Genomic DNA, 17,186 nt, shown 5'->3' with positions numbered 1-17,186 from the left:
TTTTAGCGGGTTAATGTTTTGACGATTTTTTTAAAGCTCATATCTGAGTCGACTTTGAAATGGCCGGCGCGGATTTCTTTATGGTAGCCTGCGTCAATGACGTAATCATTAAAGTCCTTCGCTGAAGGAATAATCCCTTCTTTTTCAAGAATGGATGACACATCAGCAGTGCTCATTCCGTCTTTAATCGTCAGTTTGTATGTTACTTTTTTCTTTTTGGCGTCTGTGTTTTGGTCGTTGTTTAACGATTTTTCTTTAGAATCAAGCAGTTTTTGATAGTCATCTCGGTTGACGGAGACTTTTTGCTGATCGTCGAGGTAGCTGTTTACTTCTTTTTCTGTCAATGCTGTTTTTTCGGTTTTAACGGCGGCTGCCTGGTCATGGTCAGTCAAATAGAAGACAGCGGCGAGAACGGCCGTCGCTAAAATCATGCCTGCTGCAAAAGCCTGAATGCCCCGTTTTGTCATACGAGCACCTTCTCATTATCTTTAATAATGGTATTGACGTCCTCGACAGACACGTGCTCCGCTTTTGCGATGGCTTCCGCAGACATTCCGTTGTTATATTTTGAAATGATTTGTTTGGCGATTTTTTGGTTAATGCCGCTGCTTTTGGCTTTGCGGATCACGAGGTTGGTTTCCAGCAATTCTTCTTCAAGCACCGTCATTTTCTTTTTCAACTTGTAAATTTCCTGCATGGCGGAAAGCTGAAGCGTTTCAAGCTCCTGTTCCACGTCTTTCATCGGATCTCTTTGAGAATATGAGAATGCAATAAGCGCTATACTGACGATAAACAACGCAATAATAGCAATTTCCACGTTTCATCACCTTCTATTATTAATTTGCCCTTCTTTTTTATACCATAAAACGCCGCCATTCTAAAGGAAATAGAGAAAAAAACGGAATTTTGTCGGGAAATCTTTTTTATTCGGGGAGTAAACGGTTATTTCTCTATAGATTTCGTATCAGAAAGTCCTTTTTTGTCCTGTTTCGTCATATTTTCCCTTCATCTGACGCAAGCTCATTCAGAGGATCAGAAGCATAAACTGATGTTTTCTGCACTTAAACAACATTTCATGTAAATCACTCTAGCATTCCGTCCATTATAGTGGTATTATATATAAGTCTGAATAAGTAAATGATATTTAGTTTGGAGGGAAAATAATGCGCGTTAATATTACTTTGGCTTGCACTGAATGTGGTGAGCGTAACTATATTTCTAAAAAGAACAAACGCAACAATCCGGACCGCGTTGAATTTAAAAAATATTGCCCACGTGATAAAAAATCTACGTTACACCGTGAAACAAAATAAGCTGTTTAAAACAGCGGAAAAAGCTGGAGCTTTCAATAAAGTTCTGGCTTTTTTGTCTTTCAGGGAGGTTTGAGAAACGTGAAAGCACAAATCAGAACCGCTATCAAAGCAAAGCTTTCTGACATGACAGAAAGTGAATGGGAGAAAAAATGCCGCAGCATGCGTGAAACGCTGTTTTCTTTAAAAGAATGGAAACAGGCCCGCGTGATCGCCGTTACCATCTCGACACGCCTGGAAATTCCGACACAGCCGATTATTGAACAGGCCTGGAAAGAGAAAAAACAAGTCTGTATCCCAAAATGCTTTCCGCAGACGGGAGCGATGGAGTTCCGTACATTTTCTGCGTATGATCAGCTGGAAACCGTATATGCGGGCCTCAGTGAACCGATCGAGAGCCAGACGGAAAAAGCCGCCCAAACAGACATTGACCTTGTGATTGTGCCCGGCGTGGCTTTTGACCGGGAAGGCTTCAGAATCGGATACGGCGGAGGATATTATGATCGGTACCTCTCCGGTTATAAAGGCCGTACCGTGTCGCTTCTCTTTGACTGCCAGCTGACAGACCGCATTCCCCGCATGCCCCACGATATTCCGGTCGATATGATCGTGACTGAATCTGAAACCATCGCTTAATCGCATAAAAAACTTCTTGCACCGGAATAATTCTCGCTGTTTGACAAACGATAGGGGCAGGAGGGATAAGATGAAAAAATTGTTGATCTACTCATTATGCGCCGTATCTGTTTTAGCCGTTTACCAAAACCGCTACCGTCTGATGAACAGCGTGCTCAGCCAGCCAGGGATCAGACGGTCATTCATTCATTTCTTTTTAAAAATACCGTTTATCAGAAACAAATTCATTCAGCAGGCATTTTAAACAAATCCCGTTTTTCAGCGGGATTTTTTGCATAAGAAAACCTGCCGGTAAAAAACGGCAGGTTTTCTCGTATTGTCAGCTTTTTTTCAGGAAACCGAGCAGAATTGAGATCATAGGAGAAATGTACAGGAAAAAGGTAAACGGCAGGTAGTCGATGACGGAAACCCCTAATGCGCTTGCCATAAAAGCGCCGCTTACTCCCCAGGGAATCAGCGGGTTGATCAATGTTCCGCCGTCCTCAAGCGACCGCGCAAGGTGAATCCGCTTAATGCTGAGCTTGTCATATAAAGGTTTATAAGATTGACCCGGAATTAAGATCGACAAATACTGCTCACCTGTCGCAAGGTTTACGCCTATACTTGAGAAGACGGTCGCCATGACAAGACGTCCTTTCGTATGCACGCCTTTTATCAATCCTTGAAGCAGCGCCGCGATCAGGCCCGTTTTTTCCATCAGGCCGCCGAGCGCAAAGGCGATCATGATCAGAGAGACTGATCCCATCATCGATTGGAGCCCGCCTCTGTTGATAATGCTGGCCACAGCCTGGTCGCCGGTTTTAAACGCCGTCCCGCTTTGCAGGGCGGATATAAATCCTTGAATGCTGCTGTCAGGAATAAAAACAGCAGTCAGAAGCCCTGCGGAAATAATACCGGCGGTAAGCACCGGAATCACGGAAACCCGTCTCACAGCTAAAATGATCACCAACAGAGGTGAAAGAAGCGACCAAGGCGTAACGTGCACGGCCTCTTTTATTCCGGAAATGACCGCATCAATATTTTGCGTTGAAGCGGCATTTATTGAAACCGATGAACCGAGAATATAAAAAAGAACAATCGTGATCAGCAGTGCCGGAACGGTAGTGCCCATCATATGGCGAATATGCTTAAAAATCGGAATTTCGCCGATTCCGGCGGCAAAATTCGTCGTGTCGGACATCGGTGACATTTTATCACCGAAACAAGCCCCGCAAATGACTGCTCCCGCCGTCCATTCGAGCGGAACTCCCGCCGCGCTTGCTACCCCTAACAGCGCGACGCCGATTGTACTGACAGTTGTCAGACTTGAGCCGACAAGCGTGCTGATAATCATGCAGGAAAATAATGCGGTCAAAAGCAGCTGACTCGGCTGTATAATTGACAAAGCGTAAACGGTGACGGTGGGAATGGCGCCGCTGTACATCCAGGCGCCGATCAGCACACCGATCAAAGCCAGCACGATAATCGGCTGCACACCGTTTTTCAATCCGCTGACAATTCCTTTTTCAAGACTCTCCCACGAGAAACCGAGCCACAAACCTGCCAGAGACAGAATAATGACGCAAAAGAACAGCGGCATATGCGGCTCTGTATGAAAGAAAAACAGGCAGGAAATAATGACTGCTAACATCAAGACAAATAAACTGATGGCTGAGATGAACGTCAGCCTTTTTTCTTGTTTCAAAACAACACCCCATCAAACTTTAATCCTTTTGTGCTTTTGGGCACGAAAGTATTGTAACAGAAAAACGCATAAATGAGTGTTTTTTTACAATTATGAATATACAATTTATGAAAATAATACAAGGATATTTTCTCCAATCGTTTTTTGCTTGACGCCCGGATCAGTGATGAAATACGCTTATACTAAGAAGAATAGAAATGGTGAAGAAGATGAATTCATTTTATGACGTGCAGCAGCTGTTTAAGTCATTCGGACATATCGTTTATTTCGGTGACAGACAAGCCGAAATTGACTTTATGAAAGATGAATTAAAGGAAATGTACTTGTCAAACGTGATTGAAAGAGAATTATGGCAAAAAGCCGCCGGAGTTCTTCAGAGAGAATCGGAGCGGATCAAAGGCAGATAACACAGCAGGATTTTAATAAGAAAAGGAGATTATTATGGAAGATACATGGTTTGCGGGGATTGATCTTGGCGGAACAACCATCAAGCTGGCCTTTATCAACATGTACGGTGAAATTCAGCATAAATGGGAAGTTCCGACCGATAAATCAGGAAACACAATTACGGTCACGATCGCCAAAGCGCTTGACCAGAAGCTGGAAGAACTGAACAAGCCGAAACGGATCGTAAAATGGATCGGAATGGGAGCGCCCGGACCCGTGGAAATGACGACGGGGATGGTCTATGAGACGACAAATATGGGGTGGAAAAACTATCCGCTGAAAGACCATCTCGAGGCGGAAACGGGTATTCCGGCCGTCATTGAAAACGATGCCAATATCGCGGCGCTCGGAGAAATGTGGAAGGGTGCAGGTGACGGGGCCAAAGATGTCATTTTAGTGACGCTCGGAACCGGAGTCGGCGGAGGCATCATCGTCAACGGAGAAATCGTTCACGGAAAAAACGGGGCCGGCGGAGAAATCGGTCATATTTGCAGTATTCCGGAAGGAGGAGCTCCGTGCAACTGCGGAAAATCCGGCTGCATCGAAACGATTGCGTCCGCAACAGGCATCGTCCGCATCGCGAAAGAAAAGCTTGCGGCGGTTTCCGACTCTTCGCTCTTACAAGTGCGCGATCTGACAGCACGTGACGTGTTCGAAGCGGCTAAACAGCAGGATAAGACAGCGCTTGAAGTCGTCGATTATGTCGCAAAACATTTAGGCCTCGTGCTCGGAAATCTGGCTAGCGCCATGAATCCGACGAAAATCGTGATCGGCGGAGGCGTGTCTAAAGCGGGTGAAATCCTGCGGTCAAAAGTGGAAGAGACCTTCAAAATCACCGCGTTCCCGCGTTCTGCGGAAGCGGCGGATATTTCGATTGCGGCACTTGGAAATGACGCCGGAGTCATCGGCGGGGCGTGGATTGCCAAAAATGAATGGCTCAAACATCAAAACTGCTGAAGAAAGTCTGCCTGCCCATATCGCGGGCGGCTTTCTTTTTTTATCTCCCCAGTCATATAGTTTTTAAAAAAGGGGGATGAACATGGCGGGAATTCGTGTCAAACCTGAATTGAAACAGCATATGAAAGATATTGCAAAGGTGCTTTCAATTGATGAAAAACTGTTGAAAGCCGCTGATAAAACGGCGGAAAGCGATGAATTATTTTGTCCCGGCTTTGCCGTGAGCGGGCAGTCAGAGGGTCCGCCGCTTGAGACGCTGAGCGGGCTTTCGCGATACATCCGGCACTGTGAAAGGATTCTTTCCGCTGATCAATGGGTGAAGGAAGAAAAGGTGTACGACTCCCAATCGGTTTATGAAGAAATTGAGAAAATAACGGATGTCTTTCCGTTTGTCACGTGCCGTAAAATCGGCAGTTCCGTATTGGGAAAGCCGCTTTATGAGCTGAAAATAGGTGCGGATACGGCTGAAAGAAAAGTCCATGTAAACGCCTCATTTCATGCCAATGAATGGATCACCACCTCGGTCGCGCTTAAATGGTGTAAAGAATATTGCGCGGCATTATGCGAAAATAAAACCGTTTTCGGGCACTCTGCGCTTGATATATTCAGCCTGACATCATTGTCATTCGTTCCGCTCGTAAATCCCGACGGTGTTGATCTCGTACTTTACGGATGTGAAGATTTATCAGAAAAAAATGAATTTCTTAATCGATTAAATGAACACCGCCCGGATTTCCGCGAATGGAAGGCGAATATAAACGGTGTGGATTTAAATAAACATTTCCCATCCAATTGGGATATTGAACAGAGGCGCAAACCGAAAGCCCCTTCATACCGTGATTTTCCGGGGACGGCGCCGCTCACTGAACCGGAGGCGCAGGCAATGCACCGGCTGATAACGGAGCAGCCGCCTGACAGGCTGATCGCGCTTCATACGCAGGGAAAAGAGATTTATTGGGGATACGAAGGATGTGAACCCGAGCAATCATCCCGGATGATTCGGGAGTTTGAAGCGATAAGCGGAAACCGCTATCAAGGCGTAAAAACCATTGACAGCCATGCCGGTTTTAGGGATTGGTTTATACAGCAGTATGGAAAAGAGGGCTATACCATTGAGCTCGGGAAGGGAAAAAACCCTTTGCCTTTTCATCAGTTTGCTGATATTTATCAAGCGACGGAAGGTATTTTGTGGAGGTCGCTTGTTTTTTGAGACATCTGTGAAATTTCTCATTTGTTTACATAAACAAATATGGGACAATAGAAAAGAATGGAGGGAAGGCTGGTGAGATACTTGGTTTGTGTTCTGCTGTCCGCATTCGTTCTGTGTTTAGCGGCCTGTGAACCATCTCATCAGCAGCAAGACACAGGCGTTTCGGCAAAATCGGCAGAACAGAAAATCGTTCCGCTCAGTAAAAAGGAAGCGGAGAAAACGGAAGGATGGCTGGATAACAGAACGATCCTGTATACAGCACATCATCAGCTGATGAAATATGATCTTTTCAGCGGAAAATCCGAACGGCTCTATGAAACAAAGGGCAATATTGTCAATGTAAAGATCAGCCGGAAAAAACAGCTGATTCTCGTACAGGTGACAAGCAGCGGTCAGACTGAGCTTGTGCTTATGAACAAGCAGGGGAAAAGACTTTATCACAAAGCCTTTAACTCTTATGAGCTGGAGACGGCTTGGAATCCGTATGACCCGTATCAAATGATGATTACCGTCTTTACTGAAACATGGGACTTCACAGCCTATACGGCCGATATGAACAACGGCATTTTAAAAAAGAGTCCCGTTCAGGCCCCTTTTGTCCATTGGACCTCCACTGATGAATTCCAATATATCAAAAAAGGAAAAACGGAGGAAGAGGGTCCTTTATATTCTTATGACTTGCAGACAAAAAAAGAAAAAAGAGTGCTTCATCACGTCATCTGGGCCGATTCCCGCCCGGGCATGACGATTGCCGTCAGACAAACGGATCAATCGGACGGAGACGGCGAGTTCCTTTTCCAAAAGCCGGCATCCGTGACGCACCGCTTTCCTCTCCAAGAAAAGTATCAGAGCTTTGCGCCGATGGAATATGATTACGATCAGACACACAAGCGGTTTTACATATTCAAGCCTGAAGGCCGCTCTTACAATCTGATCAGCTTTGACTTAGGAGACGAACGGGAGCGGACGGTGCTCAAAAACACGGAAATGGAGCCGATTCAGATCTCTCCGAACGGGGAATACGCTTTATACGGCTTTACGTATGACCGTCTGATTTCACTGAAAACAGGCATGACAGAACCAATCATAACAAATGAAAAAGGAGTTTGAACCAAATGGCAATTGCAGATGTGACAATCATTCCGATCGGAACAAAAACACCGAGCGTCAGTGAGTATGTAGCGGATGTGCAAAACATTTTGGAGGGTTACAAAGCTGCCGGCAAAATCAAATTTCAGCTCACGCCGATGAACACTTTGATTGAAGGTGAGCTGAGCGACTTATTCGCAGTCATTCAGGACATTCACGAAGCCCCGTTCCAAAAAGGGCTGCACAGAGTGGCGACAAATATCCGCATTGATGACAGACGTGATAAAGAAACGACACTGGAGAGCAAAATCAAAAGTGTCAGCAAACATTTGCAGCAATAAAAAATAAGCCTGTATCCATTGGATACAGGCTTTTAATGTGCAGTCGGATAGCCGCTGGTTACAACGGTCATTACGGTAAACCAGCCAAACACGCCCAGCGTGGCGGCGGCTAACAAAAATCCCAGGATATTTCTCTGTCTGACAGCCCGCAGGACTCCTAATATAGCTAATAATGCGACAAGGCCGAAGATTACAACAAGTAACATCATGCTCCTCCTTTGTCATTGAAACCTGAAAATCTTTCCATTTCATTTTAACCGTTTTCATTTTGTTTGTCGATAGCGTTTTCCCGGCCGCATTCATTGAATCTTCCGCAGAAAACCTTCATAATAAGGGCATATACATAAAGAGGTGATGAAAGTGAAATGGAGACGAATGCCGGCCGGTCCGATTCAGGCAAACGCGTATTTTCTTGTCAGTGAGGATCAGTCCTGTCTTATTTTTGATCCGGGCGGAGAAGCGGACAAAATCAACAATTACATAAAAGAAAACAATCTGAAGCCGCTGGCCATCTTACTGACGCACGCCCATTTTGACCATATCGGCGCGCTTGACGAAGTAAGAGACAGATGGGATGTTCCCGTATATCTTCACAAAAATGAAGAAAAGTGGCTGGAGGACTCTTCCTTAAACGGATCGGGCATATTGCGGGGCATCGCCGTAACGGCACGGCCCGCCGAACGGCTCATCGAAGGCGACGGCATTTTGGACATCGGGCCTTTCCATTTGGAGACATTGTTTACGCCGGGACATTCACCGGGAAGCGTTTCTTATTATGTGAAGGACGCGGATCTGGTGATTTCAGGTGATGTGCTCTTTCAGGGAGGCATCGGCCGAACTGATTTACAGGGCGGAAGTCAGGACGTATTGCTTGATTCCATTCATCAAAAACTGCTCACGCTTCCCGGACATACACTTGTGTTAAGCGGGCACGGGCCGGAAACGGATATTCAGACAGAGCAGGAGCGAAACCCGTTTATCAATGGTTTTTCACTGTAAATGAAAAAAGACAGACCATAACGGTCTGTCTTTTTCTGTCAGTGGGTTCCGCCGCCCGGTGTCATAATAAAAATAGAGTAATATGTAAATCCGGCGAAAAATACGGTTAAGTAAGCTCCGAAAATATAAATATACATCCGCTCAGTCAGATTCAAATAAGAAAGAAATACGAAAAAGATCGTCTGTCCAAAAAACAAAAGTGAAGCGTCTTTCATGCCCCCTAAAAAAAACATAACTGCAAATATCCCCGTCCAAAATCCTAACACCCGGAACATGCGATTCATTCCTTATCCCCTCCCGAGAGTCTATCTGAAGTTTATTATAATAGATCGGCACTCGAAATGTAAACATTTTCATGATTATATTTATTGTGGAATTTATGTCTTTCCCTGTGTTTTATATCTTATGCCGCTCTCTGAAAAAGATCCGAAAAATCTTTTTGAAATATGTTTAATGAAAAAAAGTTCAGGGTACTTATGTTAACAAAGAGACGGATTATCCGAGGGAGGAATTTTTAAAAATGAAAGAACTTATTTTTTATTCATACCCGAGCTGCACATCATGCCGAAAAACGAAACATTGGTTAAAAGCCCACAATGTTGACTTTCAAGAGCGCCATCTATTCAGGGAGACACCGACAATTGATGAATTGAAGCAGATCTTATCATTAACGACTGAAGGAATTGATGAAATATTGGCGACGAGAAGTCAAACATTTAAAAATCTCAACCTGAACATTGAAGAAATGACTGTAAATGAAGTGCTGAAGCTTTTGACTGAGAAGCCGAAACTGCTGCGGCGTCCGATTCTGATCGATCGAAATAAGCTCGTTATCGGATACAATCCGGGAGAACTGATGAAGCTGACGAAGAAAAAAACGGTACATCAATCTGTATCATAAGAGAAAAACGAAGATCCGCTGATCAAAATTTATCAGCTAATCTTCGTTTTTTGCGGTTGCGGGACTGGGCTAGCTGGATTCGAACCAACGATCACGGAGTCAAAGTCCATTGCCTTACCGCTTGGCTATAGCCCATCGGGTGTAATTACAGTATGTGCGTCCGGCGCCGATTTATACATACAAAGGAATTTGAATGGAGGAGACCCGTGAAACATTTGAGTGAAACATTATCTCGAACCTTAATTGAAGAATCAGGTGAAATCACACGCCAGTGGCTGCTCATACCAAAATCGGGGCGGCCTACAGATGATCAGAAAGCGGAAATGCAGCACCGTCTGTTAATTGAAATCGTTGCCGGCATTTTATCGGAAAAAGACGGCGGGGAAGAGGAGCTGACAAAATGGGCGCTTCAGTTCGCAAGGGACCGGGCCGTCCATGAAGTACCGGTCTATGAAAGCGTCACGAGCTTTAAAGAATTCCGGAGATTGGTCTGGAACCGCATACAGACGTGCTGTGAAACAATGTCTGAGAAGCCTGGGGCGAATGCGGTATTCCATTGGGGAGAGAAGCTGAACAAAGCAATTGACCATATGATTGAAGTATTTACAGAGGAATATTATAAAGTGACGGTTACACAATTAAACGCCCAAAAAGAAATGATTAACGAACTAAGTGCGCCGATTATGCCGATTGCCGACGGTATTGGAATTTTGCCGCTCGTCGGCGAAATTGACACCTACCGGGCAAAAATGATTTTGGAATCGGTGCTTGACCAATGTTCTTCACTCCGTCTTTCTTATTTATTTTTAGATATATCAGGTGTGCCGATTGTGGATACGATGGTCGCTTATCAGATTTTTAAAGTGATTGACAGCACAAAACTTCTTGGCATAGAAACGACAATCTCAGGCATCAGGCCGGAAATCGCGCAGACCGTCGTGAAGCTCGGCATCGATTTTTCTCAGGTGAAAACGGAGCAGAGTCTGGCGAAAGCGCTGGCAAAAAACGGATTTATCGTAAAAGAATCATTAAGATGATAAAAAGCTGAATGGCCGGGAGGGATGTCTCCCTCAGCTATTCAGCTTTTTCAGCTTCAATCGTAATGATATGATGGCTGTCGATTTCTTTTACCGTAAATGTGTAGCCTTCAAAATCAATGGTGCTCCCGGGCTTCGCGTCAATATGCTGAGTAAGAAACCAGCCCCCGAGTGTATCGACTTGATCAGCCGTAATCTCTGTTCCGAGTACATCATTGACGTCGCTGATCAGCAATTTGGCGTTCAGGAGATAGCGGTTCTTCCCAAGCTTTTGAACGGAAGGTGTTTCATCCGTATCAAATTCGTCGCGGATTTCGCCGACGATCTCTTCAATGATGTCTTCCGCCGTTACTAATCCCGCGGTTCCGCCGTACTCATCAATGAGAATGGCCATATGGGCGTGTTCCCGCTGCATTTTAACGAATAATTGATAAATCGGAATCGTCTCAATCACATGGATCGCCGGCTGGATGTAAGGGCTGAGTTCGTGTTTTGTAAACGCCGCTCCTTCTGACAGGAATCTGAATAAAACTTCTTTTATATTGATGATGCCGACTACATGATCTTTATCTCCTTTTACTACGGGATACCGGGTATATTTATTTGTTTTGATAATGTCCCGGAGCATATGTCCCGATCCGCTGTCTAACGGCAGACTCACCATTTCATTCCGGGGCACCATAATTTCTTTGGCAGTGCGCTTATCAAATGTAAAAATGTTATTTACGTAATGCAGCTCGCTTTTTTTAATCATACCGCTTCGATAGCTTTCGGCAAGGAGCACCCGCAATTCCTCTTCCGTATAAGCCATTTCATGTTCGGAAGCAGGCTTCAAGCCGAACATGGCTGTAATCAGGCGGGCGGAATGATTGAGCAGCCAGATGAACGGAAACATTAACTTATAAAACAAAATCATCGGTCTGGCAGACAAAAGTGTAATCCGCTCGGCTTTTTGGATAGCAAAACTTTTCGGGGCAAGTTCGCCGATAACGACATTCACATATGTAACCAGCAGAAAGGCGATGATCAATGACAGGACTTGGGCAACCGCTTCGTGAACTCCGGTCTTTAAAAATAACGGCTGAAGCATTGCTTTGACTGTCGGTTCACCCAGCCAGCCGATTCCCAAAGCGGTGACGGTGATGCCCAATTGGCATGCCGATAAATATTCATCGAGGTGTGTAATGACATGCTTGGCTGCTTTTGCTCCTTTTACATCTTCCTCAAAGAGCTGATTAATGCGGGAGCGCCTTGCTTTAACGATTGAAAACTCTATGGCGACAAAACACGCCGTTAATAAAATAAATAGTACGATGGCAGACAGTTTGATGATATACAATGTAACGCCTTCCGCGAAGGAAGGCTTGCACCTCCCTTTTTTCGGAATAATACCACTGTAGAAAGCTGCTCAAACATCGAACCTGGTTTAGCCTGCTTCATTTACGGTAATAAAACAAGAAAGCGATACTGGAGGATGACAAGAGATGAAGGTACATTCGGGTGCGGACTGGCTGTGGTACCAGCTCGGGCCGCATGAAAAAACAGAAGCGAAAAAAATGATTCATCACAATCACTGGCCGCAATGCGAAAAGTGGTTTGAACATGAAAATCATATAAACTTTCTGCGCTCAGATACAAATGATCAGAATAATGAAGCGGTTTTCGGTTCTTTAATCTATCATCAAGGATTAGATGATGAAAAAAACCATACCGTATTTCACTTTTATATTACGAGAGACTTCTTTTTTACAATTAATTTTGATTTTTCGCTGCTGCGCGGTGTAAAAGAAAAGCATGCCACACAGCAGATCCAAACCTGTGAAAATCCGATTGAAGGCTTTTTTGTTCTGCTGGGAGAGCTGATGAATTCCTATCTGATCGGACTGGATGAATTTGAAGTCAAGCAGCGGACGCTGAAATGGCAGATTCATGATGACAACAGCAAAGGAATCTTGGAAAATGTGCATAAACTGCGCCATGAGCTGTTCATTTGGAAAGGCCTTACACTGGGGGCTAAAAAAGTGGAAATGGCTTTAAAAGAAGCTTTTCTCCCCAAAAATGACAGGCAGAAAGATTACCTCAGAGCCCATCAAAAGATGGAAAGAGGAATTACATATATCAATGAGTTTGATCAGGAATTGAGCAATCTGCTGCACGCCGAGGAAGTCATTACCTCCCAAAGAGGAAATGAAATTGTGAAAGCCTTGACGATCTTTACAACTCTCTTTACACCGATGACGGCGCTTGGAGCTCTCTGGGGGATGAACTTTGATAACATGCCGGAGCTTCATTGGAAATATGCGTATATTTGTTCCATCGTGCTCATTATTGTATCTACCTTGCTGATTTATATTTATCTGCGGCAGAAAGGCTGGACAGGGGACATTTTGAGGGAGCATCAAAAAAAATATTTGCGGAAAGAAAAGAAACGCTAAGAAGAGCAGGCATACGCCTGCTTTTTTTGATGGCTGAAAATGGCCGAATGGTTCCGGATTTCATTCGGTAAATCAATGTCAGCGGCTTATTTTTTATTTTTTTACGTTTTACACAGTGTAAAACGCATAATCTCTCTTTTGCCGGCTTTTGTGTATCTGATTTACAATACGTGCGGAAGGAGGGAAGTCTTGTGAAAAATATTGAAACATACAGCAGGAACATCATAAACGAGGCCTATACGGCAAGGGCTTCAGATATACACATTGTGCCGAGAGAAAGGGATGCTTTCATTCATTTTCGCATCGGCCATGCTCTTGTGAAAAAAAGAGTCTTAAAAAAAGAGGAATGCGTAAGGCTAATTTCTCATTTTAAGTTTTTATCGGCCATGGATATAGGAGAAAGACGTAAGCCGCAAAACGGGTCATTGTCTCTGCCGCTTCCGACGGAAACCGTTCATTTAAGAATGTCAACCTTGCCGACAATGAATGATGAAAGTCTTGTCATCAGGCTTTTGCCTAAGCGGCAGATTCCCCCTCTGGATAAACTGTCCTTATTTCGGGGGGCGGGCGCCGCACTATTGTCCTTTCTGAAGCATTCGCACGGCCTGCTTCTGTTTACCGGCCCGACCGGCTCTGGAAAAACGACCACTCTTTACTCGCTTGTCAACTATGCAAAACGGCATTTCAACCGGCGGATTGTCACGCTTGAAGACCCCGTAGAAACAAGAGATGAGGATGTGCTGCAAGTTCAGGTGAATGAAAAAGCCGGAGTCACATATTCCGCCGGTTTAAAAGCGATTTTAAGACATGATCCCGATATGATCATCTTAGGGGAAATCAGGGATGCCGAGACGGCTGAAATCGCAGTCCGCGCGGCAATGACGGGACACCTCGTTCTTTCAAGCCTGCATACAAGAGATGCTAAGGGCGCCATATACAGGCTGCTGGAGTTCGGCGTGAACATGACAGAAATTGAACAAACCGTCATTGCTATTGCCGCTCAGCGTCTGGTTGATTTAACATGTCCGTTCTGCAAAGAGGAAAACTGTTCCGTGTACTGCCGGATGTACAGGCAGACACGCCGTGCGGGCATTTATGAATTGCTCTACGGGAAAAACCTCACCCAATGCTTTCAGGAAGCAAAGGGAGAGCACGCGAATTTTCAATATCAGACGCTCCGCAGGCTGATCAGAAAAGGAATCGCGCTCGGCTATGTCACGACCGACAATTACGATCGGTGGGTGTATCATGAAGCGGATTAACCGAACCTGGCCCTTGAAGGATCAAGCAGCTTTTTTGAAAAGGCTCGGTGAAATGACGGAAAAAGGATACAGTCTGATTGAAGGGCTCAGACTGCTAAAACTCCAGCTGCATAAACGTCAGCTTGCAGAGCTGACGGACGGAATCCGCCGGCTGAGGGAAGGTGATGCGTTTTACCAAGTGCTTGAGGCACTGTCTTTTCATAAAGAAGCCGTCTCTATCTGCTATTTCGCTGAGAAACATGGGGAATTGCCGGGGGCGATGAAACAAAGCGGCGACTTGTTACAGAGAAAGCTCATGCAGACGAATCAAATCAAAAAAATGCTCCGGTATCCGATGTTTTTAATATCTTCCGTCTGTGTCATGTTTTATATCCTGCAAAGTTTAATTATTCCGCAGTTTTCTGGGATTTATCAATCAATGAATATGAATACATCCGGTACGACTGCTTTCATCTTTGCGTTTTTTCGGCATTTTCATGAAGCCTGCGCACTGGCGCTGTCCGCCGCTTTCTGCTTGTTTTTGTACGTTTGGTTCTTATGTAAAAAAAAATCCCCGCAAGATAAAATGCTGATTGTTGTGAAAATACCACTATTAGGAAAAGTGGCCGTTCTTTTTAACAGCTACTTTTTCTCTTTACAGCTCAGCAGTCTTCTGAAATCCGGCCTATCGATCTATGACAGCTTAACAGCTTTTAAAGAACAATCTTTTCTGCCTTTTTATCGTGAAGAAGCAAAGATGCTCATTACACGTCTGAAAGCCGGAGAAACCATAGAATCCGCTCTTTCCGGGCATCCGTGTTATGAAAAAGACCTTGCGGCTGCAGTCAGCCACGGACAGGCAAACGGCCTGCTTCACCGCGAACTTTATACGTACAGCCAGTTTATGATGGAGCGTCTTGAACAAAACGCGGCGAAGTATACCGGCATTCTCCAGCCTGTCATTTACGGTGTTGTGGCCGGTATGATTTTAATTGTCTACATGTCAATGCTGATGCCGATGTACCAGATGATGAACCAAATGTAAGGGAGTGCTTCGTCTGAAAAATCAAGATGGATTTACTTTAATTGAAATGCTGATCGTTTTATTTATCGTTTCCATTCTGCTTTTAATCACCATTCCTAACGTTACAAAACATAATCAAAGCATTCAGCATAAAGGCTGTGAAGGACTGCAGAATATGGTGAAAGCCCAAGTGACGGCGTACGAAATCGATCATGAAGGTAAAATGCCGGATATGAACGATTTACAATCAGAGGGGTATATCAAAAAGAATACAGCCTGCCCGAATGGTAAACAGATCTTAATTAGTGGCGGAGAAGTTACAGTTGAACAATAACAGGCGGACAGAAAATGGGTTTACCCTTCTTGAAAGCCTGATTGTGTTAAGCCTGGCGTCCGTCCTGCTGACGGTTTTGTTCACGACGGTTCCGCCGGCCTACACCCACCTTGCCGTGCGGCAAAAAACAGAACTGCTCCAAAAAGATATTCAGCTTGCTCAGGAAACGGCTATCGCAGAACATAAAAGAACAAAAATCACTTTTCTTCCAAAAGAGCATAAATACAAACTGCAGTCAGGCGGAAGGATTGTCGAGCGTTCTTTTGACTCGCTTCACATTACACTTGTGACTTTACCGGAGAGCCTTGAATTTAACGAAAAAGGCCATCCGAATTCGGGAGGAAAGATTCAATTGAAGAGCGCCGGGTTCACCTATGAGATCACAGTTTACTTAGGGAGCGGAAATGTTCATGCTAAACGGAAATAAGGGGTTCTCTACTATTGAAACACTATCAGCAATGGCCATTTGGCTGTTCCTTATGACGTCTATCATTCCGGTCTGGACGGGCATGCTGACAGATGGTCTGAAAATAGAAGATCGCCAGGAAGCGTACCAGCTTCTTCAGAAACATATCAGCACTTATATGATGACCGGAAAAAAGCCGCCGTCTCCCGGTGTGAAGTGGAAGGAGGATGGTGAGTATTACAAAGTGTGTACGGCTGACCGCAGCGAAAAAGAAATGTGCCTCAGCATTCTCAAAACAGACTGGCTTTACGCTTCTTAATGTTTTGTTCTCCTTGGCAGTCTGTCTTTTCCTATCAGGCACCTTGGGCCCGATTTTACATCTGTTTTTATCAAACCGGGCCGATAACGGCGGATTAGACAGCCGGGAGCATCAAATTGCCGTTCAGCAGATCATGAACGAATGTAAACAGGCTGAGACTGTGAAGCCGGCGGACGGCGGACGGACGTTAGCATGCCGGAAAACCGGAGGCGAAGAAGTGCGTTTTGAAATTTATCATAAGATGATAAGGAAAAGAGTAAACGGAAAAGGCCACGTGCCGATCCTGCAAAACGCGGCATCATTAACGGCTGATGTGAAAAACGGCCTGCTCTTATTAGAGATCTCAAGCGTTGCAGGTCAAAAGAATCAGGCGGTCATTCCGGTTTACAGCTCTTTTAAAGGTGATTAAATGTACAAATCTGACGGTTTTATATATCCCGCGGTTCTGTTTGTTTCTGCCGCAGTTTTACTTGTCATCAGCTATACTTCGTCTGATTTCTTCACCCGAAAAACATTTGCAAAAGAGGCCGGGGAGTACTGGATCGGAGAGAATCTGCTCCAAAACGGCGTGCTGCTGTCAAGCCGCCATATGACACAGGGACAAAAGGTCCAAACTGGTACACAGCGTTTTCCGTATGGCACCGTTTCTTTTCACATCACGGGGAGTGATCGCCGGGAAACGGTTCAGGTTACAATTCAGGCGGAAACAACGACCGGAACGAGACGGGGGGCTCACCTTTTGTTCGATCAGAAGAAGAAACAGCTGATTCAATGGACGGAAGTATAAAAAAGAGGCGGCGGGACAACACTTCATAG

The 17,186-nt window shown here is 44.9% G+C and carries 25 protein-coding genes and 1 tRNA gene; 19 read left to right on the top strand and 7 right to left on the bottom strand.

Going from position 1 to position 17,186, the window contains the following annotated elements; translation table 11 throughout:
• Positions 1–2: 2 nt before the first annotated feature.
• Together NSQ37_RS18730 and NSQ37_RS18725 are read right to left on the bottom strand one after the other, a co-directional pair.
• Positions 3–467, bottom strand: a complete 465-nt coding sequence (locus tag NSQ37_RS18730) for an endolytic transglycosylase MltG (RefSeq protein ID WP_007408308.1) — start codon at positions 465–467, stop codon at positions 3–5.
• Entirely contained in the window at positions 464–817 is a 354-nt protein-coding gene (locus NSQ37_RS18725) for a hypothetical protein (protein WP_003153047.1), read from the bottom strand. The genes NSQ37_RS18730 and NSQ37_RS18725 overlap by 4 nt, the downstream gene beginning before the upstream one ends.
• A 346-nt stretch (positions 818–1,163) precedes the next feature.
• On the opposite strand from NSQ37_RS18725, the gene rpmG reads away from it, so the two are divergent.
• The 3 genes from rpmG to NSQ37_RS18710 all read left to right on the top strand — a co-directional run bounded on the left by rpmG (position 1,164) and on the right by NSQ37_RS18710 (position 2,190).
• Complete coding sequence (gene rpmG, locus NSQ37_RS18720) at positions 1,164–1,313, top strand: 50S ribosomal protein L33 (RefSeq protein WP_003153056.1); 150 nt, start codon at positions 1,164–1,166, stop codon at positions 1,311–1,313.
• 78 nt (positions 1,314–1,391) lie between these two features.
• On the top strand, positions 1,392–1,946 hold the full coding sequence (locus tag NSQ37_RS18715) for a 5-formyltetrahydrofolate cyclo-ligase (protein WP_015240220.1): 555 nt from the start codon (positions 1,392–1,394) through the stop codon (positions 1,944–1,946).
• 70 nt (positions 1,947–2,016) lie between these two features.
• The gene (locus tag NSQ37_RS18710) at positions 2,017–2,190 is read left to right on the top strand and encodes a hypothetical protein (protein WP_007408311.1); all 174 of its coding nucleotides are present in this window, start codon (positions 2,017–2,019) and stop codon (positions 2,188–2,190) included.
• Positions 2,191–2,265: 75 nt separating this feature from the next.
• On the opposite strand, the gene nhaC is transcribed toward NSQ37_RS18710, so the two are convergent.
• Entirely contained in the window at positions 2,266–3,630 is a 1,365-nt protein-coding gene (nhaC, locus tag NSQ37_RS18705) for a Na+/H+ antiporter NhaC (RefSeq protein WP_015240219.1), read from the bottom strand.
• A 197-nt stretch (positions 3,631–3,827) separates the two neighbouring features.
• On the opposite strand from nhaC, the gene NSQ37_RS18700 reads away from it, so the two are divergent.
• From NSQ37_RS18700 to NSQ37_RS18680, 5 genes are all read left to right on the top strand, one after another.
• Entirely contained in the window at positions 3,828–4,037 is a 210-nt protein-coding gene (locus NSQ37_RS18700) for a YqgQ family protein (RefSeq protein WP_007408313.1), read from the top strand.
• 34 nt (positions 4,038–4,071) lie between these two features.
• On the top strand, positions 4,072–5,034 hold the full coding sequence (glcK, locus tag NSQ37_RS18695) for a glucose kinase GlcK (RefSeq protein ID WP_341124462.1): 963 nt from the start codon (positions 4,072–4,074) through the stop codon (positions 5,032–5,034).
• A gap of 82 nt (positions 5,035–5,116) precedes the next feature.
• Positions 5,117–6,244: a M14 family metallopeptidase gene (locus NSQ37_RS18690; RefSeq protein WP_341124461.1), complete on the top strand. Its 1,128-nt coding sequence runs from the start codon at positions 5,117–5,119 to the stop codon at positions 6,242–6,244.
• A 72-nt stretch (positions 6,245–6,316) separates the two neighbouring features.
• A complete protein-coding gene (locus NSQ37_RS18685) occupies positions 6,317–7,354 on the top strand; it encodes a YqgU-like beta propeller domain-containing protein (protein WP_169510250.1) in 1,038 nt (345 codons plus the stop codon).
• Positions 7,355–7,359: 5 nt separating this feature from the next.
• A complete protein-coding gene (locus tag NSQ37_RS18680) occupies positions 7,360–7,674 on the top strand; it encodes an MTH1187 family thiamine-binding protein (RefSeq protein ID WP_003153073.1) in 315 nt (104 codons plus the stop codon).
• A 32-nt stretch (positions 7,675–7,706) separates the two neighbouring features.
• Here NSQ37_RS18680 and NSQ37_RS18675 read toward each other — a convergent pair whose 3' ends face one another.
• The gene (locus tag NSQ37_RS18675) at positions 7,707–7,880 is read right to left on the bottom strand and encodes a DUF2759 domain-containing protein (protein ID WP_341124460.1); all 174 of its coding nucleotides are present in this window, start codon (positions 7,878–7,880) and stop codon (positions 7,707–7,709) included.
• Positions 7,881–8,034: 154 nt separating this feature from the next.
• On the opposite strand from NSQ37_RS18675, the gene NSQ37_RS18670 reads away from it, so the two are divergent.
• Complete coding sequence (locus tag NSQ37_RS18670; RefSeq protein WP_015240215.1) at positions 8,035–8,673, top strand: MBL fold metallo-hydrolase; 639 nt, start codon at positions 8,035–8,037, stop codon at positions 8,671–8,673.
• Positions 8,674–8,711: 38 nt separating this feature from the next.
• Here NSQ37_RS18670 and NSQ37_RS18665 read toward each other — a convergent pair whose 3' ends face one another.
• Entirely contained in the window at positions 8,712–8,957 is a 246-nt protein-coding gene (locus NSQ37_RS18665) for a DUF2626 domain-containing protein (RefSeq protein WP_003153078.1), read from the bottom strand.
• A gap of 236 nt (positions 8,958–9,193) precedes the next feature.
• On the opposite strand from NSQ37_RS18665, the gene NSQ37_RS18660 reads away from it, so the two are divergent.
• Entirely contained in the window at positions 9,194–9,574 is a 381-nt protein-coding gene (locus NSQ37_RS18660) for a Spx/MgsR family RNA polymerase-binding regulatory protein (RefSeq protein ID WP_003153079.1), read from the top strand.
• Positions 9,575–9,638: 64 nt separating this feature from the next.
• Here NSQ37_RS18660 and NSQ37_RS18655 read toward each other — a convergent pair.
• A tRNA-Gln gene (locus NSQ37_RS18655) sits at positions 9,639–9,709 on the bottom strand.
• A gap of 71 nt (positions 9,710–9,780) precedes the next feature.
• On the opposite strand from NSQ37_RS18655, the gene NSQ37_RS18650 reads away from it, so the two are divergent.
• Positions 9,781–10,611, top strand: a complete 831-nt coding sequence (locus tag NSQ37_RS18650) for an STAS domain-containing protein (RefSeq protein WP_015240214.1) — start codon at positions 9,781–9,783, stop codon at positions 10,609–10,611.
• Positions 10,612–10,648: 37 nt separating this feature from the next.
• On the opposite strand, the gene NSQ37_RS18645 is transcribed toward NSQ37_RS18650, so the two are convergent.
• Complete coding sequence (locus NSQ37_RS18645) at positions 10,649–11,950, bottom strand: hemolysin family protein (RefSeq protein ID WP_327943787.1); 1,302 nt, start codon at positions 11,948–11,950, stop codon at positions 10,649–10,651.
• Positions 11,951–12,095: 145 nt separating this feature from the next.
• Between NSQ37_RS18645 and NSQ37_RS18640 the strand changes: the two genes are divergently transcribed.
• From NSQ37_RS18640 to comGG, 8 genes are all read left to right on the top strand, one after another.
• Positions 12,096–13,046, top strand: a complete 951-nt coding sequence (locus NSQ37_RS18640) for a magnesium transporter CorA family protein (protein WP_007408319.1) — start codon at positions 12,096–12,098, stop codon at positions 13,044–13,046.
• Positions 13,047–13,237: 191 nt separating this feature from the next.
• Positions 13,238–14,308 (top strand): competence type IV pilus ATPase ComGA, encoded by a 1,071-nt coding sequence (gene comGA / locus NSQ37_RS18635; protein WP_012117985.1) that lies wholly within the window; start codon positions 13,238–13,240, stop codon positions 14,306–14,308.
• Positions 14,295–15,332: a competence type IV pilus assembly protein ComGB gene (gene comGB / locus NSQ37_RS18630; RefSeq protein ID WP_341124456.1), complete on the top strand. Its 1,038-nt coding sequence runs from the start codon at positions 14,295–14,297 to the stop codon at positions 15,330–15,332. Before comGA ends, comGB begins: the two co-directional genes overlap by 14 nt.
• A 4-nt stretch (positions 15,333–15,336) precedes the next feature.
• Positions 15,337–15,645, top strand: a complete 309-nt coding sequence (gene comGC, locus NSQ37_RS18625; RefSeq protein WP_003153087.1) for a competence type IV pilus major pilin ComGC — start codon at positions 15,337–15,339, stop codon at positions 15,643–15,645.
• Positions 15,635–16,072 carry a competence type IV pilus minor pilin ComGD gene (comGD, locus tag NSQ37_RS18620; RefSeq protein ID WP_043020787.1) on the top strand — a complete coding sequence of 146 codons (438 nt, stop codon included), beginning with the start codon at positions 15,635–15,637 and terminating at the stop codon, positions 16,070–16,072. The genes comGC and comGD overlap by 11 nt, the downstream gene beginning before the upstream one ends.
• Entirely contained in the window at positions 16,056–16,370 is a 315-nt protein-coding gene (gene comGE / locus NSQ37_RS18615) for a competence type IV pilus minor pilin ComGE (RefSeq protein ID WP_012117982.1), read from the top strand. The genes comGD and comGE overlap by 17 nt, the downstream gene beginning before the upstream one ends.
• The gene (gene comGF / locus NSQ37_RS18610; RefSeq protein WP_257720329.1) at positions 16,279–16,779 is read left to right on the top strand and encodes a competence type IV pilus minor pilin ComGF; all 501 of its coding nucleotides are present in this window, start codon (positions 16,279–16,281) and stop codon (positions 16,777–16,779) included. The genes comGE and comGF overlap by 92 nt, the downstream gene beginning before the upstream one ends.
• Positions 16,780–17,157 carry a competence type IV pilus minor pilin ComGG gene (gene comGG, locus NSQ37_RS18605; protein ID WP_167340753.1) on the top strand — a complete coding sequence of 126 codons (378 nt, stop codon included), beginning with the start codon at positions 16,780–16,782 and terminating at the stop codon, positions 17,155–17,157.
• Positions 17,158–17,186 lie beyond the last annotated feature (29 nt).

Origin of the sequence: Bacillus sp. FSL P4-0334 (assembly GCF_038004825.1) — a bacterium.
GTDB classification, from domain to species: domain Bacteria; phylum Bacillota; class Bacilli; order Bacillales; family Bacillaceae; genus Bacillus; species Bacillus velezensis.
This window is presented reverse-complemented; position numbering and strand designations above follow the sequence as displayed.

What these genes read in the sequence shown, in the direction of transcription:
- NSQ37_RS18700 (WP_007408313.1), top strand. Translation starts at nt 3,828, where the DNA reads ATGGTGAAGAAGATGAATTCATTTTATGACGTGCAGCAGCTGTTTAAG.
- NSQ37_RS18730 (WP_007408308.1), bottom strand. Translation starts at nt 467, where the DNA reads ATGACAAAACGGGGCATTCAGGCTTTTGCAGCAGGCATGATTTTAGCG.
- comGF (WP_257720329.1), top strand. Translation starts at nt 16,279, where the DNA reads ATGGTGAGTATTACAAAGTGTGTACGGCTGACCGCAGCGAAAAAGAAA.
- rpmG (WP_003153056.1), top strand. Translation starts at nt 1,164, where the DNA reads ATGCGCGTTAATATTACTTTGGCTTGCACTGAATGTGGTGAGCGTAAC.
- NSQ37_RS18680 (WP_003153073.1), top strand. Translation starts at nt 7,360, where the DNA reads ATGGCAATTGCAGATGTGACAATCATTCCGATCGGAACAAAAACACCG.
- NSQ37_RS18660 (WP_003153079.1), top strand. Translation starts at nt 9,194, where the DNA reads ATGAAAGAACTTATTTTTTATTCATACCCGAGCTGCACATCATGCCGA.
- NSQ37_RS18640 (WP_007408319.1), top strand. Translation starts at nt 12,096, where the DNA reads ATGAAGGTACATTCGGGTGCGGACTGGCTGTGGTACCAGCTCGGGCCG.
- NSQ37_RS18675 (WP_341124460.1), bottom strand. Translation starts at nt 7,880, where the DNA reads ATGTTACTTGTTGTAATCTTCGGCCTTGTCGCATTATTAGCTATATTA.
- NSQ37_RS18710 (WP_007408311.1), top strand. Translation starts at nt 2,017, where the DNA reads ATGAAAAAATTGTTGATCTACTCATTATGCGCCGTATCTGTTTTAGCC.
- comGB (WP_341124456.1), top strand. Translation starts at nt 14,295, where the DNA reads ATGAAGCGGATTAACCGAACCTGGCCCTTGAAGGATCAAGCAGCTTTT.
- comGG (WP_167340753.1), top strand. Translation starts at nt 16,780, where the DNA reads ATGTACAAATCTGACGGTTTTATATATCCCGCGGTTCTGTTTGTTTCT.
- NSQ37_RS18690 (WP_341124461.1), top strand. Translation starts at nt 5,117, where the DNA reads ATGGCGGGAATTCGTGTCAAACCTGAATTGAAACAGCATATGAAAGAT.
- comGE (WP_012117982.1), top strand. Translation starts at nt 16,056, where the DNA reads ATGCTAAACGGAAATAAGGGGTTCTCTACTATTGAAACACTATCAGCA.
- glcK (WP_341124462.1), top strand. Translation starts at nt 4,072, where the DNA reads ATGGAAGATACATGGTTTGCGGGGATTGATCTTGGCGGAACAACCATC.
- NSQ37_RS18665 (WP_003153078.1), bottom strand. Translation starts at nt 8,957, where the DNA reads ATGAATCGCATGTTCCGGGTGTTAGGATTTTGGACGGGGATATTTGCA.